This window comes from Alteriqipengyuania triglochinis (genome assembly GCF_054655655.1).
Genome location: NZ_BAAHNC010000003.1, coordinates 394,180 through 419,407, shown reverse-complemented (window position 1 = coordinate 419,407; position 25,228 = coordinate 394,180). Strand labels below are relative to the sequence as shown.

The 25,228-nt window shown below is 59.7% G+C and carries 19 protein-coding genes and 1 tRNA gene; 8 read left to right on the top strand and 12 right to left on the bottom strand.

The window, feature by feature from the left end; genetic code table 11:
- Positions 1-444 precede the first annotated feature (444 nt).
- Entirely contained in the window at positions 445-2,478 is a 2,034-nt protein-coding gene (locus ACYQ0L_RS12215) for a hypothetical protein (protein ID WP_459789507.1), read from the top strand.
- Between the two features lie 101 nt (positions 2,479-2,579).
- Here ACYQ0L_RS12215 and ACYQ0L_RS12210 read toward each other — a convergent pair whose 3' ends face one another.
- From ACYQ0L_RS12210 to ACYQ0L_RS12200, 3 genes are all read right to left on the bottom strand, one after another.
- On the bottom strand, positions 2,580-3,527 hold the full coding sequence (locus ACYQ0L_RS12210) for a tyrosine-type recombinase/integrase (protein WP_459789506.1): 948 nt from the start codon (positions 3,525-3,527) through the stop codon (positions 2,580-2,582).
- Between the two features lie 75 nt (positions 3,528-3,602).
- Entirely contained in the window at positions 3,603-3,899 is a 297-nt protein-coding gene (locus ACYQ0L_RS12205; RefSeq protein WP_459789505.1) for a hypothetical protein, read from the bottom strand.
- Positions 3,900-5,035: 1,136 nt separating this feature from the next.
- Complete coding sequence (locus ACYQ0L_RS12200; protein ID WP_459789504.1) at positions 5,036-5,422, bottom strand: hypothetical protein; 387 nt, start codon at positions 5,420-5,422, stop codon at positions 5,036-5,038.
- A 156-nt stretch (positions 5,423-5,578) separates the two neighbouring features.
- Here ACYQ0L_RS12200 and ACYQ0L_RS12195 point away from each other — a divergent pair, with 156 nt between their 5' ends.
- Positions 5,579-6,295: a recombinase family protein gene (locus ACYQ0L_RS12195; RefSeq protein WP_459789502.1), complete on the top strand. Its 717-nt coding sequence runs from the start codon at positions 5,579-5,581 to the stop codon at positions 6,293-6,295.
- Between the two features lie 1,053 nt (positions 6,296-7,348).
- Here the strand turns inward: ACYQ0L_RS12195 and ACYQ0L_RS12190 are convergent.
- Entirely contained in the window at positions 7,349-8,542 is a 1,194-nt protein-coding gene (locus ACYQ0L_RS12190) for a hypothetical protein (protein ID WP_459789500.1), read from the bottom strand.
- A 401-nt stretch (positions 8,543-8,943) separates the two neighbouring features.
- Here ACYQ0L_RS12190 and ACYQ0L_RS12185 point away from each other — a divergent pair, with 401 nt between their 5' ends.
- From ACYQ0L_RS12185 to ACYQ0L_RS12175, 3 genes are all read left to right on the top strand, one after another.
- On the top strand, positions 8,944-9,471 hold the full coding sequence (locus ACYQ0L_RS12185) for a hypothetical protein (RefSeq protein ID WP_459789498.1): 528 nt from the start codon (positions 8,944-8,946) through the stop codon (positions 9,469-9,471).
- Between the two features lie 262 nt (positions 9,472-9,733).
- Positions 9,734-13,684, top strand: coding sequence for an NACHT domain-containing antiphage protein EruA (gene eruA / locus ACYQ0L_RS12180; RefSeq protein ID WP_488193061.1), 3,951 nt, complete (start codon positions 9,734-9,736; stop codon positions 13,682-13,684).
- A gap of 95 nt (positions 13,685-13,779) precedes the next feature.
- Positions 13,780-14,586, top strand: coding sequence for an ATP-binding protein (locus ACYQ0L_RS12175; protein WP_459789494.1), 807 nt, complete (start codon positions 13,780-13,782; stop codon positions 14,584-14,586).
- A gap of 39 nt (positions 14,587-14,625) precedes the next feature.
- On the opposite strand, the gene ACYQ0L_RS12170 is transcribed toward ACYQ0L_RS12175, so the two are convergent.
- From ACYQ0L_RS12170 to aspS, 6 genes are all read right to left on the bottom strand, one after another.
- A tRNA-Met gene (locus ACYQ0L_RS12170) sits at positions 14,626-14,702 on the bottom strand.
- A gap of 115 nt (positions 14,703-14,817) precedes the next feature.
- The gene (locus ACYQ0L_RS12165; protein WP_459789493.1) at positions 14,818-15,384 is read right to left on the bottom strand and encodes a 2'-5' RNA ligase family protein; all 567 of its coding nucleotides are present in this window, start codon (positions 15,382-15,384) and stop codon (positions 14,818-14,820) included.
- A complete protein-coding gene (gene mltG, locus ACYQ0L_RS12160) occupies positions 15,348-16,310 on the bottom strand; it encodes an endolytic transglycosylase MltG (protein WP_459789491.1) in 963 nt (320 codons plus the stop codon). The genes ACYQ0L_RS12165 and mltG overlap by 37 nt, the downstream gene beginning before the upstream one ends.
- Positions 16,310-17,569 (bottom strand): beta-ketoacyl-ACP synthase II, encoded by a 1,260-nt coding sequence (gene fabF / locus ACYQ0L_RS12155; RefSeq protein ID WP_459789489.1) that lies wholly within the window; start codon positions 17,567-17,569, stop codon positions 16,310-16,312. Before fabF ends, mltG begins: the two co-directional genes overlap by 1 nt.
- A gap of 108 nt (positions 17,570-17,677) precedes the next feature.
- Complete coding sequence (locus tag ACYQ0L_RS12150) at positions 17,678-17,914, bottom strand: acyl carrier protein (RefSeq protein WP_010412439.1); 237 nt, start codon at positions 17,912-17,914, stop codon at positions 17,678-17,680.
- 129 nt (positions 17,915-18,043) lie between these two features.
- Entirely contained in the window at positions 18,044-19,864 is a 1,821-nt protein-coding gene (gene aspS / locus ACYQ0L_RS12145) for an aspartate--tRNA ligase (RefSeq protein ID WP_459789487.1), read from the bottom strand.
- 197 nt (positions 19,865-20,061) lie between these two features.
- Between aspS and rnd the strand changes: the two genes are divergently transcribed.
- From rnd to ACYQ0L_RS12130, 3 genes are all read left to right on the top strand, one after another.
- Positions 20,062-21,240, top strand: coding sequence for a ribonuclease D (gene rnd, locus ACYQ0L_RS12140; RefSeq protein ID WP_459789486.1), 1,179 nt, complete (start codon positions 20,062-20,064; stop codon positions 21,238-21,240).
- 6 nt (positions 21,241-21,246) lie between these two features.
- On the top strand, positions 21,247-22,143 hold the full coding sequence (locus ACYQ0L_RS12135) for a hydrogen peroxide-inducible genes activator (protein ID WP_459789485.1): 897 nt from the start codon (positions 21,247-21,249) through the stop codon (positions 22,141-22,143).
- A gap of 194 nt (positions 22,144-22,337) precedes the next feature.
- Positions 22,338-23,300, top strand: coding sequence for a division plane positioning ATPase MipZ (locus ACYQ0L_RS12130; protein WP_459789483.1), 963 nt, complete (start codon positions 22,338-22,340; stop codon positions 23,298-23,300).
- A 23-nt stretch (positions 23,301-23,323) separates the two neighbouring features.
- Here the strand turns inward: ACYQ0L_RS12130 and ACYQ0L_RS12125 are convergent, their stop codons facing one another.
- The gene (locus tag ACYQ0L_RS12125) at positions 23,324-24,469 is read right to left on the bottom strand and encodes a GGDEF domain-containing protein (protein ID WP_459789482.1); all 1,146 of its coding nucleotides are present in this window, start codon (positions 24,467-24,469) and stop codon (positions 23,324-23,326) included.
- 129 nt (positions 24,470-24,598) lie between these two features.
- Positions 24,599-25,168 (bottom strand): CDP-diacylglycerol--glycerol-3-phosphate 3-phosphatidyltransferase, encoded by a 570-nt coding sequence (gene pgsA, locus ACYQ0L_RS12120; RefSeq protein ID WP_459789481.1) that lies wholly within the window; start codon positions 25,166-25,168, stop codon positions 24,599-24,601.
- Positions 25,169-25,228 lie beyond the last annotated feature (60 nt).

The following is a 25,228-nucleotide window of genomic DNA, read 5'->3' as shown; positions in this document are numbered from 1 at the left end:
GCGAAAATACGCGCAAAGGCGCGCGAATTGATCGTTGGCCCCTGACCTTCTGAAGCGCCGTCCAACCGCCGGATTGGCAGGCAGCGCCCCGTCCCAACCAATATGCAAGAGTTCATCGACGAGCGCAAACCACTCCGGCCATCATTCGCCGAGTGTTTGGAAATGGTAGCGGAGGAGGGACTCGAACCCCCGACACGCGGATTATGATTCCAACGGAATTGAGGCGTAGACGCGTCTATGTAGTCGTTTGACCTTACCCATCTGCGAATGAGGCTAAATTTGGCAACATCATCGCCGATTTCTCGGCTGTCCACATGCTACTGTCGGCGTCGTGGCGCTCATTATGAGCAGTAGGAGGCAGCGCTGGACATTGGCGACTTGACCTCTCAGCGACCATGTCCGACGCTCGGATTTCGTTATAACTAGCCAATCAGGAAGGCGCGTATGTCGGACTACTCCATAGAGAATTTTTGGCGTTCGCGGCTTCCTTCAAGTCGATCAGCTACTCCCACGGCCCTCGCTGGATGGGAAAGCGAAGTATCAGCTCTTCCAACCTTTGTCGAAGCTCCGCTCTCGAAGAGCATCCTTTACGGTGATGGAGCCGATCCCGCCACTAGCCCCCTTATCCTCGTCTCCGCAGCTGGCGCGGTCGGCAAGTCCACTCTCGCACGCCAGATCGCCTCGGAAACTGGCGCGGTCTACATTGACTTGGGTAAAGCCGATCCGGTCGGTGGTAACACCCTATCTGGAGGTTTGGTGAAGTCTCGGCTGTTGACCGACTGGGAGTCCGATTCAGCGACTGTCCTCATCGATGGATTGGACGAAGCCAGGCTCCGGGTAACGCAGGACGGCTTCAATGCCTTCATCGACGATGTCGCCTATTTAGCAAATGAGCGATCGACGCCAACTGTTCTATTTGGGCGTACCGGCGCCATTCAAGATGCGTGGCTGCTTCTTGCTGATAAGGTGCCCGTCACGGTTCTCGAAATCGGATACTACACGCCAGACCTTGCGAACCGTTTTGCTATGGCGCAGCTTCGGCGACGCAAGCCAGACTACGCTTTCATGGATGCGGCGGATCGAGCAATCGAGCTTTTATTGGCTGGCCTGCGGGAAGATGTGGGAGGCGACGGCGACAGGTTCGCGGGCTATGCACCTGTGCTCCAGGCCGTCGCGGAACAAATAGCTCTTGACCCCAACCCTGCCGCGCTGATCGCGAAAATCGAGCGCGGTGAGCAGCCGGTTACGCTACATACGATTATCGACGCTATCCTCAAGCGCGAGCAGACAAAGCTTGCACCATTGGCCTTCGAGGATACGTCACTTAAGGAGAGGCTCTACGATCCGGGCGAACAGCTCGCCCGTTTAGCGACGCGAGTATACGCGCAACCCACTCCTCCGATACCGCCGATGAGCGCTAGCGATGCGGAGACTTACGCGAATGCGCTTGAGACATGGGTGGCGGATCATCCTTTCCTCGACGGGGCTCGCACGCCGGTGTCGGCCGTTTTCGACGCGGTGATTGCCGGTATTGCTCTATGCGATGCGCGGACCGCTGACGCGGCGGCATCGAGGGAACTAGCGAAAGGCGCAGCGGCGAACCCTTTCCTCGCCGAATTCTACCTCGCCGCCCAAACTGAAGGATACATCCGGCCCGAACACGTTGGCATTATCTATGCCTCGCTCCGCGCACGTTTGTCGATCGGCGATGAGGCCAGCCTATCAATCGAGGGGATTGAATCGGAAGACGAGCTAGAACAGCTCAGAGCCGAAATAGAAATAACATTGGTTAGGGCCGGCAGCGAAAGGCCCCGCGTGCTGTCATTTGACACAGAGCAGACGGGCGTTGTGCGGCTTGGCAGCTTCGTTGAAGACGTCGAGGTAACCGCGCCGCACGCGGATCTAGAGATCGGAGGCAACCCGGAGGCAATTTTAGTGTCCCCCGTCACGATACAGGCCAAACACCTTACGATCCGCGCCGAGCGCCTGATAGTCGAAAGCCAGCCACACCAAGCGACTAACGCGGTCAGCCTCCAGTCCGATACAGCCGACACTACGGACGTCAGCAGTGTTCCAGTGTCCAACGGCGACGTTATCCTTACCGTAAATTGGCAAGGCGATGAAGCGTATCCATGGACTAACTTCCGTAGCGCCCCCACCATCGTGCAAGATCCTAGGACGGCGGAAGCTCTACGACGGTTCCGTAAGTTCGTGATCTCCTTCCGCTCGCACTCAAAGGGAGCTTTGAAGCGGTTTGCCGGCAAACTAGAGCACGAACGAATGGTGAAAGGAACAGGCAGCGCGGTATTAGAGCATATGCGCTCTACCGGCATCGTTGCTACTGACGGATCAATGTATACACTCTTCCCGGACAAGCTCGCCCAGATGGCCGATACGTCATATGTGGCCATCATGACGCGGCAATTCTCCGAAGGCACCATCGCGTTTGTTCAGGATGCGATAGCCGGTGGCGACTAGCGGGCGGAGGATTGAAACCGTCACTTACGCCGACCTTAGGGCGCCCACCCGCTTGTAATGTTAGCAGAACTCCAGTCGGCATTCAGTGGTGCCGCTCTCCGTTACGCCGCCAACAGCCCACGCTCCATCTCACCCATTAGATCCACGTCCTTCGCGGGGTCATGAAACAGGTGGCCATAGACGTCATAGGTCATGGTGATGGACGAATGCCCCAGCATGGTCTGGATCTTCTTTGGCGGCCAGCCCTGCTCGATGAAGAGCGAGGCGGCAGCGTGACGCATGGCGTGCATTGAAAACCTCGGTGCGCCCTCCGCGTCCACGATGCTGCACTTCAGCATGAGTGGTTTGAACACACGGTTGTAGATATTCGAGTGCGTCTCGATATTGCCCACACCGTTGGGAAAGACCAAGTCGAGATCGCCCTTCGGGCAGGCAGGCTTCCAGTCTGTCAGCACTTTTGCGAGAAGTGGCCCCATCGGGATTTCCCGACGGCTCGATTTGCTCTTTGTGTTGCCCATGTCGCAGTAGCGATCGGCACGCTCACGAACGGTAATGACGGACCGATCGAAATCGATCGCATCCCACTTCAGGCCCCGTAGCTCCGACATTCGGAAACCCGTCATTAGCGCGGTCATGATGAGCGGCTTGTGACGCTCCGGCGCGTTCGCGATCAGCGCACGGATCTCATCCTTCGTCGGGAAGACCCGATCTGGATCATGACGCTCCGAGCGACGTAGCTTCACGTCGCGTGCAACATTGTGCTGCACGAGCCCCCGCTCTTGGGCAGCACTTATGATCGAGCGCAGGCTCGTGAGGCATTTCTTCGCCATCGCGCGCGTGCTGTCGCGCAGCATGCTGTCGAGGAACTCGCGCACATGGACGGCGCTGAACTCCTTGAGCATCAGATAACCGATCTTCGGCTCAATGTGGTTCTTCACATGGCCGCGGTAGGAATGAAGCGTAGCGCGTTCGAGCTGTTCGAGCTCGCAGCGATCAAGCCAGATTTCGGCTGCATCGCTGATGGTCACTTGGTCTGTGGGGGTAGTCATTGAGCATATCCTAGAACGTTGGTTTATCCCGCTATTCTAGGAAACGCGGAGCGAGCTGTCGGGTGGATTCCGTGCCTACTCGCTGGGTTTTTGTGTCTGCTCTTTCTCGCGTGTGCGCTTTGCCAGATCACCGACGATGCGCGCCACGCTCGCCCAATTTTCAACAACGAAGCGTCGCTTCTCGGCGAGGCTTGCTCGCGAGTAGTGGTATGAAATCTGGTCGGACCTGGAAGAAGCACCACGCCGCTTGCGATAACCCATCTCGATCGCAGCAGCGTATGTGCTGATCTCTCCGCGCTCGATCTTGTCGATCAGGTCCTGCCGACCGTCCTGTTCGAGCCGCCGAAGATAGTCGTCGTTATTGCCTGCCATGCCCCTCTGTAGACGCGTCTACGTTTGCGCGTCAATGCATAGATCACCGGCGTGTCGGTGATCGATTTTTTCCGACCTCACATTAGCCCCGCAGAGCATTTTTCAGTCCGAGCCCGAACGGCTCCATGGTATACTGATGGCAAGTCAGTTCTGGCCCGCGACAATCGGTTAGCGACCGCGCGTTGTCATAGCACAGGGGATACGAGCCGCCCGCCCCGCGGCAACATGGTAGCCGAGACTAAGATCGGAGCCAGGCGAGTGCGCGTTAAGGGAAAATCGGCCGGCACCACCGGCAGGTGAAAGCCCGGCTCCTTCTGGAGCGAAAGGTTGCCAATTGATGGGGCTTATGCCCCTGCCCCGTGAGAATTGCAGGAAAGTTCAGCGGGGTGAACCCAGCAGGTGCTGGGTGACCGAACGGGCCGAGAGGCCGGGGTTTCGGAGCAGATAGGCTGGTAATGCGTTCCGCCAGCCTGATCGTCGCACGATCGATGCTCTCTACCACTTCCCATGGGATAACCAGGAATAACCCCTACGCTACCATGCTGACTTCTTTGCATGGTGGCGGGGGGATAAAGGTCTTCCTTGGGATGGTAATTTGGATCTGGATTCAAATTCACATGCAAAAATGATCTGGATCGATGCTGCGAAGCAGCGTCGTTCCGCTACCGGGCGAAGCCCGGTAGCACTGAACCATGAAGACCATGAAACGCACGAACACAATGACACCCGCCGAAGCCATGCAAGCCCCTGCACCATGAACTTCACGAAGCATGGTTACTCCGGTCCAATGGTAGCTGTGCTGATGGATTCTATGGTTACATGGATCGGATGGTCATGGGCTGGATGAAATCATGAAGTCCCATGTCTTGTTGGGTCTGCGGTTCTTTAACAACCTGTTTCTGAATTTCTGCCCTACACTTAGGAATCCGTAAGTTCCTGTTTACAGGACAGAACCCTCCTTCGGCGCGAAGACAGCCTCGTTGAGTCACTAAACAATTTCAACTTCCATCCCCACGGAGAGGACCATGGTTGCGGCAAACTCCGCAGGGAATGGAAGTCTTAGAAACGGCTGGTTTCAATGACCCGGATGGCGCCGAAATTCTGGTGTGTTTTCATTCAGCGCCATCCACCGGCGGTTAGCCTTGGTTGTCCGACTCGTAGTCCACATAGCGCTCAGGGAACTTATGCAGGTTACGTCGATAACGATCCATATGGTGAGGCATATGAGCGCTCGTAGGGAGAATATCGATCAATCCGGTGATCACGCTTTCCATCAGATCAAAGTAACCAGCGGAGTAACTGAGCATTCGAGTGGTTGCCGGCTCCATATCCGACACCTCCTCCAACGCGTCATCGCACAAGGCCGCGTAAGCAGCGAAGTCGTCGAAATGGCCATTTGCGCGGCGCGCCGTGCCCCCAACCCAACGCTCCCAATCTTCTCCGGTCGAGTCCGGGTTGAGCAGATGATAAGCGCGATTGGCGGCTTCAAATGGATCGTAGGCGAGAGGGATGTTCGTTTTCATCTTGGGTTAAGAGCACAATTTGCCGTTTGTCTCTTGGCGAATTACACCCCTCATTTGTTCTCACCCCTCTCTTTCTGAGACAGGGAAAATATCGCTACCCACCAATAGGTTATCTGCCTATCAGGATGGATCGGCATTGGGTGCGATTTTACGTTTATGGTGACCTTCAGTGCTGATCGAATATGGGTTCCACGCCTCAGCGGCAAGTGTGTGGCCTATCTGCGGACATCGAACCGGCCGCACAGCCGGCTTCGTGCTGACGCACAGCTTGCAGCCGTGAATGCTTCGCTGCGACCAGGTCGAACGAAACTCATCGAGAAATTCACGGAATTTGAGCCTCTGGACGCTGGGATACGGCCAGAACTAATGCGAGCAGCTCAATTTTGCTGCGACAACGACGCTGTCCTTCTGATTGGTCAAATCGAGCGGATGAGGTCTGCGGTGCGTTGGCTTGGTTACCTTCATGAGCATCGTGTGAAATTTCGGGGCGCAGACGCGCCGCATATCAATCACCTGAGCTACAACCAATTTGTTGCCGCCGATCTACATCAGCGCAAAGAGATCGGGCAAAGAGTCAGAGAGGCTCTAGCCGACGCGCAAAAATCTGGGACCGTGCTAGGCCGGAAAAATGGATGTCCTGGCGAACTCCTTTTGGGCCCCGAAGCCAGCGCCAAAGCCCGACAAAGAAATGCGCTCCAGCGGGACTCCCGCATAATGGAACAAATTCGCCTCATCCAATATAGAGGGGTCACGTCGTTGACCGGCATCGCAACTCGGCTCAATCAAATGAAAATTCCAGCACCGCGCGGTGGGCAATGGAGTGCCACGCAAGTGCAGCGGGTAATGAACAGATTGTCTGAAGAGCAGTCCTGATGAAAGATCGCACCTAGCGTATCAAGGAGATTTCGTGCGCTGCTGACCCAGACAGTATTTTGCGTGACTAGACCACTTTGCTCACCCTCGCCCTCTTGCTCGCCACAGTTCCGATCATCCCCGCCGGTGATACCTTCACCTGCACTCCCACGGCGGTCTGGGATGGCGACGGTCCGGTATGGTGGGCAGAAGGGCCTCGTGTGCGCTTGTCTGGTATCGCGGCGCGCGAGGCAGACGGGACCTGCAATGCCAACCAGCCGTGCCCCGACGCAACCGCCGGGCAGGCACGCGACACCCTCGCGGCACTGATCGGCACTCCTGGTGGTTTCAGCGCCCTTGGGCATCGCCTCGTCAGCGGCCCTACGATGCGTTGTCGATCGATTGGCTCGGCTGGTGGCAACAGGACACTGCGGCATGGTGCCTATCACCTGTCAGCGGCGACGTGAGCTGCGCCATGGTGCGATCGGGCACCGCCCTTCGGTGGGATCGCTATTGGGGCGCTCATCGCTGTTAGAAGAACCACATCGCGATCGAGAACACTGTCAGCGCCACGAGTAGCCCAACCTCGACATGGAGGAGCTTCAGCCGTTGCAAGCGCAGCCCTTACCCTTCTTGCAGTTCTTATCCCTAGCGATGCAGCTATCGCCGCATGCCTTACCCTTCTTACAGACCTTGCAGCACGCCTCGCTCGCGTAGGCAGTGCCACAGATCGGCGCTGCCGCCCCTGCAAGTGACGTTGTTGCTAGAGCCAGTGCGGCCGGGACACCCAGATGGCCGACGTAGAACAACGCCTTGGGTGTGGCAGTTGTGGTTCGCGACGAGTTAGGGTCAGGCTGGCGTTCGGGGATTGACCTCCAATGCTGATGGTAGCTGCGCGGGTTATCTGCGCTCGAACCGCCCTATGTGCTTTTCCTTATGAACGGCTCAAGGCAATCGGCGTCGCGAACAGCCAGTCGAGGTAGGCGGCGAGCAGCGTGGCTGGACAAAGTAGAGATTTTCCTTCGCCGATCACTCTGCCCACCACGGCCCTTCTACGGAGAAGCGAGATCCATTTCAGGGGGCCTTAATGGGTTCGCAGAACACCGTGATCCTTTCATCTGCCTTGTCGTCCGGTTCGCGTAGCACGAGCCAGTCGAGACCATAATATCCGGTTCGACACTGAAGAATGCCAGTAGCCTTGCGAGCACCATCCGTCGGATCGACGAGCGAGTAGCTGACAACCATCCCAGCGGTCATGACGACTGGGTCTTTCAGGGTCACGCGCCGCAGGAAAGACTTGCGCTTAATCGCGCTGCCACTGGAGAATTCTGTGTTGACTGTTGCAATCAACGAATTTTCGAGCAGTTTGGAATAGCGTGCGAGGTTGTAGATCGGCCGGCGCCCCGAAGCGTCCGGCGTGGTTAGGTTCTTAATCAGAGCTTCGGCACCAGTCAGGCTGGCTTGGAGCGCTTGGTATTGAGCGGTCTCCTTGTCAGCGGTCGTCGCGCCTTCTTGAGCTTTCTTGGCTCTGTCCACGGCTTCGGAAAGGCCGCCGTAAGCGACGATGGTTGCGTTGTTTTCGTTGAGACTCATGCGGTCGCCGGGCCGTTTTAGTGTTCCGCCCGTTCCGACAAGCATATCCAGCAGCAGAGTATTGGACGCTTTGAACGGGACGGAGGACACGGTCGTTTCTCGCGAAAGAAGACTGGCCAGCACCTGCGTTCCTGCTGCAATCGTTGGCGGTCCAAAACTCGCGGGCAATCGGCCTCCACCGCCCAGAGATTGACGAGATTGATAAGCTTCGGTGCGTTCCCGCAGTTCTGTCACCGCCTTTTCTAGCATTCGGTTTATGACGAGCGCGTCGCCCCAAGCGGGTGCCTCGCCTTGGGCAAGCACGACGATCTCCTTGTCGTCCCCAACACTTTTGAGCGTGTCGCGAAGCTTTTTCGCTGTCGCTTGCACGACGTAACTGCCGAGCATAGTTGTCTCAAGCGCGCCTGCGCCTTCACCGGATAGGGACGTGTTATTTGAGAAAGCGGGCGGCGTGAGCAACTTTACCTGCGAATCGACGATGGATTGCTGCGCTGTTAGCCGCCTGGCCTCAAGCTCCGCTTCTTCGACAAGAATTTGTTCGGGCGTCTTGGCCTCTCCCGCGTCCGCGCTTCCGCCATCGCCCACGGCGACTTCCTGCGCTGCCAGCGGCAAAGCAAATACGAGCGTGGCCGCCACCGCAATCGCTGCGGCGTTCGCAATTCTATTCGTTTTCATGGTGCAATCCCCCCTCAAATTCACCCGACCCGCAAATTAACATATAGGACGCCAGCCTTTTTAGCCATAGGGCGGGCCATTATTCGCGCGGGTAATTGGGCTGAAATCGGTCCTGGGCGGAATAAAAACCGTAAAGCGGGCAAGCCTAGCTATTGCTAAACTTACCGTGTTCATTTGGAATAGCTTTCGCCTCATCGAGCTTTGCGAGGACCAGATAGTCAAACGACAGCTTTTGACACCGGCGTGTGATCCGCGGATCGGCCGATAGTGTGCTGCGTAACAGTCGTCGCGCTCTTCGCCCGACGAACGATCCCACACCGCTCACCGTATTGCCCACCCGCTTCCAATGCGGGGCGCACGTAAACCTAGCTGCACCAACCACAGCAAGAAGGTCTGCACACATGAAGTTCCACCTCTACGAATGCGTCATCAAGCGTCAGAACGGCGAGGTACGCGGTCACATCGTCGCTCCCTCGAAGGACAGGGCCTGGATGGTCGCCGTCGAACACGATGAGGCGCTCGGCCACGACCACGAGGATCTGACCCTGACGCGCGTAGACAAGACGCTTGACGATGATCGCAGGCGTGGTCTGGATGCCCTCTTGGAGAGCGCCCCGGTTGGGTTTGCAAGCTGGTGCGAGATCGGCTGGGTCGCGCACACTGCTCCGGTCCAGCAACTGAAACTCTACCGGCTCAAGGACGCTGACGGTCACGACCTGTTCGCGATCGCACCCCACATCGACATCGCGGCCTCGGTGTTCACGACCGCGTTGCGCGTGCCTATCGGTGAGACACGCATGCTTCAGATTGCGGACGGCATGAAGGATCTGCCACACGACAAGGTGCGCAATCTGAGGCAGCTTCTGGAGCTCGGACCAATCGGATTTGCGCTCTTCGAAACTGATGAGCAGCGATGGATTGTTGTCTAGTGTGTGAAGCTTCGGCGGTCGGCTGGTCAGCGCGGCAACGGTCCGGCCCGATCGGCTTGCTCGAAGGGGACGTCTAGCGCGGCTGGTCGCGAGCCTGAGTCAACCGAAATGAGCTTGCCTCGAACTGGTATCCCGGTTCGAGGCAGGCCGATGCCCCACCCAGTTTATTCGGATCACGAAATGTGGGGCAAAGTTGACAACTTAGGTATGCTGACAGTGGATCGGGATTGCCCACAATGACCGGGAACTGCATGTAGACACCGTGACCTACATCGACAGAACACTTTGGTTCGATAGCTCGCTCGGAAGAAGCGTTGTTAGAGAGGATGAGCTATTCTCTCTAACGGCCCCTCTCGTTGTCCTAGGCGAGCCAGGGATGGGCAAGAGCGAATTGCTCAAGAAACTCGCAAAGCACAGCGAGCATCCCTTGGTCACTGCTCGACAGCTAATAAATCGAGCGGACCTGCAATCGCTCGTGGACGATGGCTCAACGATCCTCATTGACGCTTTGGATGAAGTGCCATCAAGAGCAGTCGGCGACGCAGTGGATCTGGTGCTGCAAAAGCTTGGCCAGATTGGCTGCCCACGTTTCATACTCTCTTGCCGCGTCGCCGACTGGAGGTCAGCAACATCCGCCGCAGCGATATCAGAACAGTATGAGGAACGGCCCCTTGAACTTCATCTAGAAGAGCTGGATCGAGATGAGCAGATAAGGTTTCTATCTGTGCACGTGGGAGACGCTTGCTCGCAGGAGCTTGTTGAGCATTTCTCCGCATTTGGTTTGGAAGGTCTGCTGGGTAATCCCCAAACGCTAGATCTGATACGTCGCCTACCGCTTGACCAAGCATTGCCGAGCACTCGCACTGCCCTTTTCGAGTTAGCAGTGGAAGAGCTGAGAAAGGAACATCGCGATGGTGGTCCTGAGCTGGCGAAGACTGACCTCTTGGCTACAGCAGGCGCGGCCTTTGCCGGATTAATTCTCGGCGGCAAAACATTCGCTTCAAGACGGTCGGCAGCGAACCTGGAAGAGGATGAAGCTTCACTCACCGAGCTCAAACAGCTATGCAGTGACAAGCTTGAGATTGCCCTTGATACAAGACTATTTAGGGCCGCTGGGAACGACCGCTTCTCTTTCTGCCATAAACTGATAGGTGAGTTTCTTGGAGCGGCATGGCTCGCGAAGAAAGCGGATACGCGTAGGAAACGTAAGCGTCTTTTGGAATTGTTTAGTTCACGAGGCTTGGTTCCAGCAAATCTCCGCGGTCTTCACGCTTGGTTGGCAAGGGATCAAAAGCTCGCGCTAGAGGTGATCGAGACCGACCCCATGGGTCTCATCGAGTATGGGGACGCGGATGGACTCCCACCCGAACAGGGCAATGCTCTCTTCGACGCACTTGAGCTATTGGCCAGCAAGAATCCTTGGTTTAAAAATTGGCACCAAGTGCGTGCCACAGCTCTGGTGGCCGAGCCCCTACGTGAGCGCGCCCAGAAGGTTCTCCTTGATCGGAATGCGCCGTTTCATTTGCGGGCAGTGATTGCTGACCAACTGAATGAAGTGAGCGTCGCTTCTAGGTTTCGTGGCGCGGCCATCGCGATACTCTTTGATGGAGGCGATGACATCTATCTCAGACGCAAGGCTGCGGAAGCCGTTGCGCTTCTAAATGATGAGAACTTCAGCGCGCACCTTGAAGCACTGCTCTCACAAGGAACTCGGGCGTCCGCAAAAATAGCTTATGAGTTCATCGAAATTGCAGGCGTCGAGCATTTTTCCGACGATCAAGTCATCCGCGCGGTGCTTGCTCACGATGGGTTGATATTTTGCGAGGTTCCAAGAAAGCCGCAATCTACTTCCCTTCTGGGCTTCTGGAGATTTGAAGAGCGCGTTCCGGTAGAGCGCCTAGACGGTCTCCTTGAAACCCTGACACATTATACTTCGGCCCTCTTGAAAGAGCATGCAGGCATTGATGAAAACCAGTTGATTGACTTCGCGTATGGGTTGATCTTGCGGCGACTAAATCAAGGCACCGTAGACCCGCTAAAACTCTGGGAATGGCTGAAACCTTTCAGCAAGCAGGATGGATATCATCGAGACCACGAGAAAGCGCTCGCAACCTGGTTCAAAGAACATGCGGACGAGCGAAGGGCAATCCAACGTCATGTTCTTTTTGACGCACGAGATCACTCGATCAATTATAAAGGCTACCGGCTCTCACGTAGTTCCGCTAGTCTGTATCCAAGCGAAGCAGACGTTGCCTATCTACTAGGTCAGCTCGACCCAGAAGACCGGAACTCGAACAAATGGCGAGAGCTGCTCTCATTGGTCCGGCACGATGGTGAAGAGGGGCAACTCGCACGAGAGGCCGCCAAACCATTTGTCCTCAATAATCCAGAAATGCTGGACTGGTTGGACAGGCTTGCCATCCCCAACGCACCTGAGTGGCAAGTTAAGCAAGAGCGTCGGCGAAGGAAGGAAGAAAGGAAGCGAGCCGCCAGATATCAAGAGCATCGGCGAGATTATCTCCTTCATATCGACGATGTGCGCGAAGGAACGTTCGGCTCGATCCACGGACCGGCGCAAGCATATCTCAAGATGTTTCGAGACATCGGGGACAACCTCAAACCCAATGAGCGGATAGCGGAATGGCTTGGCGAAGATGTTGCCCGAGCTGCGCTTGATGGTTTCGAGCAGTTCCTTATGCGAAAACCCACTTTGGTCACTGCCACCAGAATAGCCGTAAGCTACGCCAAGGCCACACAATGGAACGCGACGAATATAATCGTAGCGGCTTTGGCAGAACGACTTAGAACGCGCTGCGAGCCCTTCGAGGGGGTTACTGATGAGCGATTAATGGCTGGGCTCTTTCGGGTCTGGTTCTCACGGATAGACGATCACGCGGGCTTCCCAGAGCTGCAGGAACGGCTTGAAGCCGAACTGCTTCGACGTGGAGCGCTGGGACGTGCATTTCGATTGTTTATCGTGCCCCAGCTCAAGAAACGAAAGGACCACGTTGACCAGCTTTACCCCCTGATGCGCTCCAAGCAGTATGGCGATTTAGCGACCAGCATGGCGGTAGAATGGCTGCAGGCGTGCCCAGACTTGCCAACTGGTCCAGAGATGGAATTAGTCGATCGCTTGGTATCATCGGGCCGCCTTGATGAACTCCGATCACTTGTAGCAATTCGCCTCTCGCAAGACCTTGATGATGAGCGAAGAAGAAGCTGGGACGCGATCCAAGTATATGTAGATTTTGAAGGGGCAGTTGATCGCCTGACACAACCGCTTCAACCCGAGCTACTTTGGCATCTTCGCGCTAGGATTGGCGGAGGAAGATCGGACAAAAGGCCTATGTCGCCCTTGAGTTCGGCCCAACGCACATGGATTGTCAGTTCGTTTCGGAAGCTTTGGCCGAATAGACTCAGACCCGAAGGCGCTAGCTCTGGTGACCAGAATTACTGGGATGCCTCAGACTACCTTAAGAAGCAGATCTCGTTGCTCGGCGAAGACACTGACGAACAGGCACGAGAGGGTTTGGCGTGCCTAAAAGGAGAGCCAGAGGATGAATACACCGATTACATTCGTGTGGTAATCGCCGAACAGCAACAAAAGCTGGCCGAACAAACCTATCGAATTCCAAGTCTGGATGAGATCTGCACAATCCTTGAAGGTGGCCAGATAGTCGATCAGGCAGACCTTAGAGCTGTCATGCTGGACGCATTACAGGATGTCCAAGCGAAACTTAAAGGCGATCCTGTCGACTGGTATAAAGGCTTCTTCAGCGATGACGGCACTAAGCATAGAGACGAGGAAGCTTGCCGCGATGAGATAATCAAGATGCTCCAAACGGTGGAGCCAAGTCTTGAGTATATTCCTGAATCGCACGCCGCCGATGACAAGCGAGTGGACATAGTCGCGCGAGCGCGATCAAAGATCATTTTGCCGATCGAGATAAAGGGCCAATGGCATTCTAAGATTTGGACGGCTGCAGATAAGCAGCTGGACATCCTTTACTCTAATGACTGGCGAGCGGAACATGGCATTTATCTTGTGCTGTGGTTCGGCCCTAACGAAAAGCTCAAGCCACCGCCTAATGGGGCCAAAAAGCCAAGCACGCCAACGGACTTGGCTGATGCCCTCTTCGCTAATAGTAAGGCCGCTCAGGAGGATCGGGTCTCGATCGTCGTTCTGGACCTCACTCGCCCCGCTTCGTGTTAATCGACAGAGCCACGCTGATAGAAGCGCACGAACTAGTCGGATTCAATTCCCAAACCCCAAATTTCTTGTTGCCGAACCGCGAAAGCAGTCAAGAGGTGAGCTCCGCGTCCAAGGCAATTCCCCTGGTCACCATGTGGCATCGAGGTCGCTTTGAACCGAGCCTCATCGCAGACTCACCTGATCGGAGCCGCTTGTGGCGAGATGAAGCGTTGAGGGAAGCGCTTTCCACGATTGAGCAAGAACATGGGATCACTGTCGGCGACCTTGCATTCTGGCGAGAAATCGCACGCTTCAACGGATGCGATAAACGCGGGATCCAACAAAATACCGGGATGAAAAGGGACGCCTTTGATGATCTCGTCTCAACCTACTTAGAGCGTGATCTGCTTTTCTATCTTGAGGAGTGGCAGTCAAACGCCACCGAAGAGCCTCCAAGGCAACTACTTTATTGGACTGATCCCGGCATGCTGAATCACATTCTCGATCTTCGCGAGGAAGCACTGCTTGACTGGACGGGGAAGCAACCCGAAAGCCTTCGTGAGCAACAAGAATTTATCCGCGGCAAGAGCTGGGAAGGGTTTGCCATATCGGCGTTGCTAAGAGCGACTTTGGGGGCAACGAGGGGACGCTTTTGGCAAGCACCGAGCGGCGAGATTGACCTGATCTTAGATTGGGTGAACTCGGACAAAATCTGGGCAGTTGAAATGACCACCGGGCGAAGAAAAGTCGTCGACGGCGGCTTCAAAAGCGGATTTCAAGCCACCGATTCTGATCGTGCAATGATAGTTCATCCCGCAAATCAGATGCCCCCGTCCCTCCAAGGATCGAGCCGCGTGGACTTCGACATAGAGAAGATGACCCTCGAAGCAGCGCTCAAAGCGGTTCTAGAGGGTCCTGCCTGACGAACGGTCGTAGTTTCAAGCCATACTCTTCTTGAAGAATGGTAGCGGAGGAGGGACTCGAACCCCCGACACGCGGATTATGATTCCGCTGCTCTAACCACCTGAGCTACTCCGCCCCAGTTGCCGCCGCGCGAAGCGCGCTGCGATGGGCCCGCCGGAGCGTTAACTCGACGGCAGGCGGCGCTCTTACGGTGCAGGCACGCCTCGGTCAAGCGGCAGATTCCATGGCGGTCACACGCGCGCTTTTCCACGAAAAGCGACCTCATGGACCGGGTCCCACGGACCACCCAGATAGCGGTGGAGGGCGAGGCCGCGAAAGCGAAACGCGCGCTCCTCTACCTCGCCCGCAAGCTGGGCCTGGAGGGTCTTGGCCGCCTTGTTCGAAACCTTGTTCTGTACCGTGATGTGCAGCCGCTTGCCGCCCGAATCCTGCTCGGTCAGCAGGCCGTGGAAATGTTCGGCTAGCATTGCACGCACGCGCAGCAGACCTTCACTCTCCAGCCGAATCGCCGTCCCCCCGCCGAGCGACATGATGCCCGCGATCCGCGCATCGATCGGTGCGAATTCGCCGGCGAGCTGGCGGATGTGCTGGACGACCTCCGCCTCGCAGAAGCCGGGCAGCGCGTGGAACAGCGTGACATGGGCGGCGAGATGATTGCGCTCCGGCGGGAAATGCGCGGTGCGCAGCGCGGTCGCCCAGCCCTGCAGATCCTCGGGCAGTTGCGCGGTCAGGATGAGTGGCGCGCTACCGGACGAGATGGTCACATCTCTCCGCGTTCGCGGCGCAGCTTGTACCATTCGGCCACGTTGGCGTTGTGCTCTTCCAGCGTCTCCGCGAACTCGTGTCCTCCGGTACCGTCGGCCACCATGTACAGCGCGTCGGTTTCGGCCGGGTCGAGCACTGCGGCAATCGCCTCGCGCCCCGGATTGGTGATCGGGCCGGTCGGCAGGCCGACGCGGGTATAGGTGTTGTAGCCGTTGACCGCCGCGATCTCGGACTGCTTGATGCGCCGGCCGAGCGGCTTGCCCTTGGTGATCGGGTAGATGATCGTCGGATCGGCCTGCAGCAGCATGCCTTGCTTGACGCGGTTGGAATAGAGCCCAGCAACCATCCGGCGTTCACGCGCCACACCGGTTTCCTTTTCGACGATCGAGGCGAGCGTTACCGCTTCCTCGATATTGTCGACCGCGATGTTCCCGCCCCGCTTGGGCCAGGCCTCCGCGAGGTAATTGCGCATCGCCGCCTGCATCCGGGCGAGCACCGCCGCGCGGTCTTCCCCACGCTCGAAATCATAGGTGTCGGGCAGCACGCTGCCTTCCTTGGGCACCGGAATCTCGCCCGTCAGCAGGTCTTCCGCCATCAGCGTCTCGAACACGAGGATCGAGGGCATGCCTTCGGGGATAGTGACGAAGCGGCGGATGACCTCGCCATGCTGCAACGTGTCGAGGATCGTCGCAGGGCTGGCCCCGCCGGGCAGCAGAAACTCGCCTGCCTTGATCGGATCGCCACTGCCAAGGATCTTCGCCCGCAGCAGGAAAGCCTGCTGGCTGGCGATCAGGCCCTCTTCCTGCAGCTGGCCCGCCACCGAAGTGAGCGTGGAGCCAGAACGGACGATGAAGGACGTATCGTCATCGGCCGGGCCGTTGCCGTACCAGCCCCAGGCGAACCAGCCGCCCGCCACCGCTACAGCTATGAGCAAGAGGGCGGCGAGCGCGCGGATCATCAGTCTACCTTGGCCATCACGAGGCTGGCATTGGTGCCCCCGAAGCCGAAGCTGTTGTTGAGCACGGCCTTCACCTCCCGCTGTTTCGCGGTGTGCGGCACCAGGTCGACGCCTTCGGTGCCGTCGTCAGGATCGTCGAGGTTGAGCGTAGGCGGAACGATCTGGTCGCGCATCGCGAGGATGCAGAAGATGCTCTCGACCGCGCCTGCGCCACCCAGAAGGTGGCCGATGGCGGACTTGGTGCTGCTCATCGAAGCGCCGCCCAGATCGTCGCCGAAGACGCGCTTGGCCGCCGCGAGTTCGATCGTGTCGGCCATGGTCGAGGTGCCGTGTGCGTTGATGTAGTCGATATCGCCCGGCTCCAGCCCCGCCTTGCGCAGCGCCATCCGCATCGAAAGTTCCGCGCCCTTGCCTTCGGGGTGCGGCGCGGTGACGTGGTAGGCATCGCCCGAGAGGCCGTAGCCGGTCACTTCGGCGTAGATCTTGGCGCCGCGCGCCTTGGCGTGCTCGTACTCCTCCAGCACGACAACGCCCGCGCCCTCGCCCAGCACAAAGCCTTCGCGATTGCGGTCATAGGGGCGGCTCGCCTGCTCGGGCCGGTCGTTGTAACCGGTGTTGAGCGCGCGGGCCTGAGCGAAGCCCGCGATGCCCAGCGGGTTGATGGTCGATTCGGAACCGCCAGCCAGCATGATGTCCGCATCGTCGTCGCGAATCATGCGCGCGGCATCCCCGATCGAGTGCGCGCCGGTGGAGCAGGCGGTGACCACGGCGTGGTTGGGGCCCATCAGACCGTAGCGGATCGAGACCTGCCCGCTGATGAGGTTGATGATGCGCCCGTGGACGAAGTGCGGGCTGACCCGGCCCGGCCCGCGCTCGTGCAGGTTGACCGATTCAGACTCGATCCCCGGAAGGCCGCCGATGCCCGCACCGATGGAGACGCCGGTGCGCTCCTTGGTCGCCTGATCCATTTCGGTAAGCCCGGCATCCTCGATCGCCTGCCCGGCCGCATCGAGGCCGTAGACGATGAAGGGATCGACCTGGCGCTGGATCTTCGTGTCCACGCGCTTGTCGGGATCGAACCCCCATTCGTGGTCCTTGCCCTTCACTTCGCAGGCGATGGTCGCCTTCTGGTTGGAAGCGTCGAAGCGGGTGATCGGCCCCGCCCCGCTCTTGCCTGCGATGAGGTTCTTCCACGAGGTTTCGACATCGCCACCAAGCGGGGTGACGAGGCCAAGTCCGGTTACGACGACGCGACGCATATTCATCTCCAAAAACAGCACAGGCCCGGCCCGCTAACCGGGTCGGGCCTGCAAATGGCGGCGGCAGGCGGCCGCCGCAAGCACATGATAGGTTTAGCCCCTCGGGACTTAGCCCTTGTGCTCTTCGATGTACTTGGTGGCGTCGCCGACCGTGCTGATCTTCTCAGCCGCATCGTCGGGGATTTCCACACCGAATTCTTCTTCGAAGGCCATCACCAGCTCAACGATGTCGAGGCTGTCCGCGCCCAGATCGTCGATAAAGCTGGCGTCCTGCGTCACCTTGTCGGCTTCCACGCCCAGGTGTTCGACGACGATCTTCTGTACGCGGTCGGCGGTATCGCTCATTACTTTGCCTCTCAGGTGTTCGTGAATTGAATTGGCGTTTGCCCTAATCAACGCCGCGCAAGCTGGCAAGTGCCAGCTCCTATCGATTAAACGCCACTTCCCACAGGCATATGGCGCTCGTTCGATCCGTCAGGCGTCGCCTGCGCGGTCGACACGCGTTGCTTCAGGCGCATCGGGTTTGGGCTGCTCGACGGTGCGGATCGACAGTTCACGAAGCTGCTTGGGGCTGACGATCGACGGCGCGCCCATCATCAGGTCCTGTGCGCGCTGGTTCATCGGGAAGACGATGACTTCGCGGATGTTCGGCTCGTCCGCCAGCAGCATCACGATCCGGTCGATCCCCGGGGCCGAACCGCCGTGCGGCGGAGCGCCCAGCTTGAACGCCTCGATCATGCCGGAGAAGTTCGCGTCGACGTCTTCTTTCGAATAACCCGCAACTTCGAACGCTTTGTACATGATGTCCGGGCGGTGGTTACGAATGGCGCCGCTGGACAGCTCGTAGCCGTTGCACACGATGTCGTACTGCCACGCTTTGATCTCGAGCGGATCCTGGTTCTCCAGCGCGTCCATCTCGCCCTGCGGCATCGAGAACGGGTTGTGGCTGAAATCGATGCGCTTGAGTTCCTCGTCGTATTCGAACATCGGGAAATCGACGATCCAGCAGAACTTGAAGCAGCCCTGTTCGATCAGCTCGAGCTGCTCGCCCACGCGCGTGCGTGCGGCACCGGCCAGCTTTTCGACCTCCTTGGGCTTGCCCGCCGCGAAGAACAGGCCGTCGTTTTCACCCAGGCCCAGCTCGTCATAGAGCTTGGCCATCTCTTCCGGCCCGTGGTTCTTGGCGATCGGCCCGCCGAACTCGCCGCCCTTGCGGGTGACGTAGCCGAGCCCCGAATAGCCCTCGCGCCGCGCCCAGTCGTTCATCTCGTCGAAGAACTTGCGGCTCTTCTCGTTGGTGCTGGGTGCGGGGATGGCGCGCACGATGCCGCCACCGCCGACGATCTTCTCGAAGATGCCGAAGCCGCTCTTCTCGAAGTGATGCGTCACGTCGGTGATCAGGATCGGATTGCGCAGGTCCGGCTTGTCGCTGCCGTACTTGAGCATCGCCTCGGCATAGGGAATGCGCGGGAATTCGCCCGCGGGCGTCACGCTCTTGCCGCCCGAGAATTCCTCGAACACGCCGGCCAGCACGGGCTCGATCGTATTGAAGACATCTTCCTGCGTCACGAAGCTCATCTCGAAGTCGAGCTGGTAGAATTCGGGGCTGCGGTCGGCGCGCAGGTCTTCGTCGCGGAAGCACGGGGCGATCTGGAAATAGCGATCGAACCCGGCGACCATCAGCAGCTGCTTGAACATCTGCGGCGCCTGCGGAAGCGCGTAGAAGCGGCCTGGGTGCAGGCGGCTGGGCACCAGGTAATCGCGCGCGCCCTCGGGCGACGATGCACCGAGGATCGGGGTCTGGAATTCGGAGAAGCCCTGGTCGATCATCCGGCGGCGCAGGCTCGTGATGACCTTATTGCGCAGCATGATGTTGGCATGCACGCGCTCGCGCCGCAGGTCGACGAAGCGATACTTGAGGCGGATGTCCTCGGGATATTCCTGCTCGCCCGCGACCGGCAGCGGAAGTTCCTCGGCCGCGGACTGCACCGTGGCGGACTTCGCGAAGACCTCGATATCGCCGGTCGGCAGGTTCGCGTTGCGCGTTTCCTGCGAGCGCGCCTTGACCACGCCGTCGATCGTGATGACGCTTTCGGACTTGAGCGAATCCAGCAGGCTCAGCGCTTCGCTGTCCTCGTCCGCGACGATCTGCGTGATGCCGTAATGGTCGCGCAGGTCGATGAACAGCACGCCGCCATGGTCACGCTTGCGGTGCACCCAGCCCGACAGGCGAACGGTATCGCCGACATGATCCTCGCGAAGCTGTGCGCAAGTATGGGTACGGTAGGCGTGCATCTTGGAAACTTTCCGGTTCGGGGATTAGGCGCTAGGGGCGACACCGCGGATGGTCGGCATATGCCCGATTGCTTGCACGCGCTAACAGGCGATGGACCCCGATTTGTCAAGGCGAGGCTTTGGCAGACAGGGTCCGTTTCGATGGGGCCACACCGGTCCGGGGGCGGTACTCCGCCCGACCGTTTGAAAGACGACACATGAAAATTCACGACCTGATTACCACCACCGACAAGCTCGCCGAACTGTGCGAACGCCTTGGCAAGGGCGACTTCGTATGCGTCGACACCGAGTTCATGCGGGAAAATACCTATTGGCCAGAGCTCTGCCTGGTCCAGATCGGCGACGAGAACGAAGCTGCGGCGATCGACCCGCTGGCCGACGGGATCGACCTCAAGCCCCTGCTCGACCTGCTGACCGAGAACGAAGACGTGCTGAAGGTCTTCCACGCAGGCAGTCAGGATGTGGAGATCTTCTACAACCTCACCGGCAAGACCCCGCACCCGATCTTCGACACGCAGATCGCGATGATGGCGATCAGCCAGTCCGAACAGATCGGCTATGCCAATCTGGTGGAGCACTGGCTGGACAAGACGATCGACAAGGGCGCGCGCTTCACCGACTGGAGCCGCCGTCCGCTGACCGACCGTCAGCTGGAATACGCGATCGGCGACGTCACCTATCTGGCGACGATCTTCCCGCGCATTCTCAAGAAGCTGATCAAGACGGATCGCGGCCTGTGGCTCAACGCCGAGATGGAGAAGCTCGCCGACCCCGAAAACTACGCGATCGAGCCCGACAGGGCATGGAAGCGCATCCGCGCACAGGGCCGCAACGCGCAGGTGCTCGGGCGGCTGAAGGCAGTTGCCGCATGGCGCGAGGGCGAGGCGCAGCACAAGAATATCCCGCGCGGACGGATCATGCGCGACGAAACGCTGGCCGACATCGCCTCGCATCCGCCCAAGAAGCAGGGTGACCTCGCCAAGGTGCGCGGCCTCTCCAACGCGTGGAAGGACAACGAGATCGGCAACCGGCTGATGGAGGTGCTCGAAGAGGCGGAGCCGCTGCCGTCGGACGAGATGCCCCAGCGCACCAGTCGCGGGGCGCCGCTGGGCAAGGAAGGCGCGCTGGTGGCTGACCTGCTCAAGCTGCTGCTCAAGATCCGCGCCCGCGAGATCGACGTAGCCCCGCGCCTGCTGACCCGCTCGGACGAGCTGGAGCAACTGGCCGCCGGCGTGCGCAATCTGCCGATCCTCGAAGGGTGGCGGCGCGAGGTTTTCGGCAGCGACGCGCTCGACCTCGTCGAAGGCAAGCTCGCCTTCGCGGTCGAACAGGGCAAGCTCAAGATGACCCATATCGACGACGAGGTGGAGGGCTAGCCCCCGATGAGCACGTACCTGCCCACGATCCGCCAACTGCAGTATCTCGTCGCGCTGCACGAGCATGGCCATTTCGGCCGCGCGGCGGAGGCCAGCTTCGTGTCGCAGTCGACGCTGTCGGCAGGTATTCGCGAGCTGGAGACGCTGCTGGATGTGACTTTGGTGGAGCGCAGCCGCCGCGTGGTGCGCTTCACCCCGCTGGGTCAGCAGGTGGTGGAGAAGGCCCACGCGCTGCTGCGGCAGGCCGAAGACCTGTCGGACCTCGTGCGCGCGGCGGGCCAGCCGCTTACTGGCGCCCTGCGCATGAGCGTGATCCCGACGATCGCGCCCTTCATGCTGCCCAAGATGCTGCCCCGGCTGCGGCGCGAACGCCCCGAGCTGGAGCTGTTCCTGCGCGAGGAAACCAGCAGCGACGCGGTGGAATCGCTCCATCACGGCCGCGTCGACTGCGCGCTGCTCGCGCTGCCCTTCCCCACCGGCGAGGTGGAGCAGGAGATCATCGCGGAAGACCGCTTCTTCGTCGCCTATCCGGGTGACGAACCGCGCGACCTGCCGCAGGAAATCCGTCCGGAGACGATCGAGGACGGGCGCCTGCTGCTGCTGGAGGACGGGCACTGCCTGAAAGAGCATGCCCTGGCCGCCTGCAACCGGCCCGAATTGCGGGCCGCGACCAGCATGATCGGGACCAGCCTGCACACGCTGGTCCAGATGGTCGATAACGGCCTTGGCGTGACCATGCTGCCCGAAATGGCGCTGGACGCGGGGATACTGGAAGGCACCAAGGTGATCGCCCGCCCGCTCGACGCACCGGCGGCCATGCGCGATATCGCCCTGATCTGGCGCAAGAACTCACCCCGTGAAAACGACTTCCGCCTGCTCGCGGACGAATTGCGCGCCGGCTAGTCTGCGTCCTCGCCCACCCGGCCAAGAAAAAATTTGGAAAGTCCGAGACAGGTGCCGCCGTTTTATGGCACATAATGGGCCCATCGGGGGACGGGGCCCTCACACTACATAACGACCGGGCCAGCCGTACCGCGCAAACCGTATTCGATTTCGAATGATTGCAATCACGGGGGCGAGCGCAAGCGATGACGGCAATGTGCAAGCACATTGATACTGGCGACGCAGCGGCGGGGCGGAAGGATCCATCGCGGATCGAGGAGGCGCCTCGCACGGTCGTGGCCGATATTGCCGCACGTCCCCGGCTTCGTCCGCAGGTCATCTCCTTCGCCAACGAGAAGGGCGGCGTGGGCAAGTCCACCCTCGCCTTTCACGTGGCCATCGCGCTTTCGCATCTGGGCCAGCGGGTGGTCGCGATCGACCTAGACCGGCGGCAGCGTACGCTGGAGCGGGGCCTCACCTATCGCAGCGGGACCGCCGCCAATCTCGGCGTTGCGCTGCCCTCCCCGCGCTTCTCGGTGCTCGACTATCCGAGCACGGCATCGCTCTATCAAACGATCAACCGCCTGGGTGCCGACGCGGATTTCGTGATCCTCGACGCCGCAGGTTCCGATTCCCCCATATTCCGCCGCGCCGTTGCGCTGGCGGACACGCTGGTCACACCGGTCAACGCCTCGTTCCTCGATCTGGAACTGCTGGGCCGGATCAATCCGGTGACCGGGGTCGCCGAACGCGCCGGGTGCTTCGGCCAGACCGTCTCGGACCTGCGCGAAGAGAAGCTGGCGCGCGATCTGGGGGGGATCGCATGGGTCGTGGTGAAGAACAGGGTGCGCACCACGGAGAAGCGCCACATGAGACAGGTCGATCACGCGCTCGAGCGGCTCGCGGCAAGCCATGATTTCCGGATCGGCCAGGGGTTGAGCGAAAGGGTGGCCTTCCGCGAACTGTTCCAGTTCGGCCTGACCCATCTCGACCTCGGGCTGATCCCAGACATGATCCGCCCCAAAGCACCCAGCCACGATGAAATCTCATCCCTGATCGGGGATCTCGGCCTGCAGATCGAAGCCCGCGATCCGGATGCGGCGTCGCACCGGCCCGGCGCACGGGTGCTCAAGCGCACCCGGCAGGATTTCCGCGCCGCACTCGGCGCTGCAATCTAGCTTTCGGTAATTTTCCGCCGGCGTCAGGCCGCTGCGGCGCAGTCGCTGGACAGCGAAATCCGGTTTCGGCCGCCTTCCTTCGCGCAATAGAGCGCTTCATCTGCGGCAGCGAGCCCTTCTCGCGGGTCCTGGAACTGTGCGACATCCGCGATCCCGCCGGAAAATGTCACCTGGCCGAACGGCCTGTCGGTCCGCCGGTTGATCATCCTGCGATCGGCGAGTTCTTCGCGCGCGAGATCGAGCCGGGCCAGAGCTTCGGCCGGCCCCAAACCGGCAAACAGCAGAACGAACTCCTCCCCGCCATGCCGGGCGATGTAACAATCATCGCCGCAGATGTTGGAGAGCGTCTGGGCGACAACCCGAATGATGCGATCGCCCGCCTCGTGCCCGTGCGAATCGTTGATCCCCTTGAAGCGGTCGATATCGCAGAACGCGACGCTAAGCGGACGGCCCTGCGTCGCGGCTTCGCGGTGCTCGTCCTGCAAGACGGTCTCGAACGCCCGCCGGTTGGGCAGACCGGTGAGATAGTCGACCTCCGCATCGCGCCGCGCGCGGTCCAGATTGACCCGCAGACGAGCAGTCTCGCGCTCGCTCGCGCGCAATTCCTCTTCGGTGTTGCGCGAGCGCGCGAGCATTTCCCGGGCGAAATCGGCGAGCCCCGCGATGACATCGTCGGTCGGGCGGGTGCCGGCGAGATCGTCCACATGGCGTTCCAGTTCATCGCCATATTCGGAAGTGGCGCGCCTGGCCGACTGGGTCGCACGCGACAATTCGTCGATCCCGTGCTCCAGCTTGTCTGCCAGCTTCTTCACCGCGCGATCATTGGCGCTCGCAGCCCCGGCAGCCGCTTCCTCCAGCCATTCGGCCGTCACAGCAAGCCCGGCCTGCACACGTGCCTCGATCGCACGGTTGAGCGCGGGGTTGAGGCCCGAGCAGGTCTCGTGCGCGCTGGCAAGCGTGGACGGCGTGATGTCGAGATCGTGATAGATCAGAAAGGCGCGCACGTCGTTCAGCAGACGGCGGCGCGCACGGCGCTCCGCCTTGGACACCCCGGAAGGCGCGCCATCATGCGCGTCGGACGCGAGGTGGGGACGCGAGCCAAACAGGCCCATGCGCTGCAGGATCGATTCTGCGGGGGGAATCTCTTCGAATGCAAGGTTCGTTGCCATGCCCCCTTATGGCCCACAGAACCTTTCTTCACTGCTAAAGCGCCGCGCACAATCTGGCTTTTCTTGCGCGGCGCGATGCAAATGCCTGATATTATTTCGGAGAAATTCCCGGCGAGAGCGAAAGCGCCGCTACGAATCCATGTGCCGCAAGCCCACGCGCAGGTAGTCGTAGCCCGTCACACAGGTGAGAATCGCGGCCGCCCACAGGGAGGCAAGGCCCAGCCACCGGATCGGCCCGATCTCGGGCAGGACGCCAGAGAGAATCAGCAGCCCCAGAGCAATCATCTGCAGCGTGGTCTTCCATTTGGCGAGACGGCTGACGGGCATCGAGACCTGGATTCCACCCAGAAACTCGCGCAGGCCCGAAACGATGATCTCGCGCATCAGGATGATAAGACCCGCAATGACATGGGCATCGCCGACCACGGGCCCGGTCAGCCCGCCCTTGGCCGTCAGGATCAGGATGACCGCAGCCACCATGATCTTGTCGGCAATCGGATCGAGAAACTGGCCCAGCCGCGAAACGGTGCCTGCGGAGCGCGCCAGCATACCGTCGAAATAGTCGGTGATCGCCGCCGCGCAGTAGAGCAGAAGCGCGAGCGCATATCCCAGCTGCCAGTCGGGCCACCAGAGGAACAGCACGAGCAGCGGCACGGCAAAAATCCGCGACAGGGTGAGGATGTTTGGAAGTGTCAGCATTCGGTCATCAATGCGCGTAGCCGAGGAGGGGTCCGAGAAAAAGCGCCAAGTGCCCTTTGC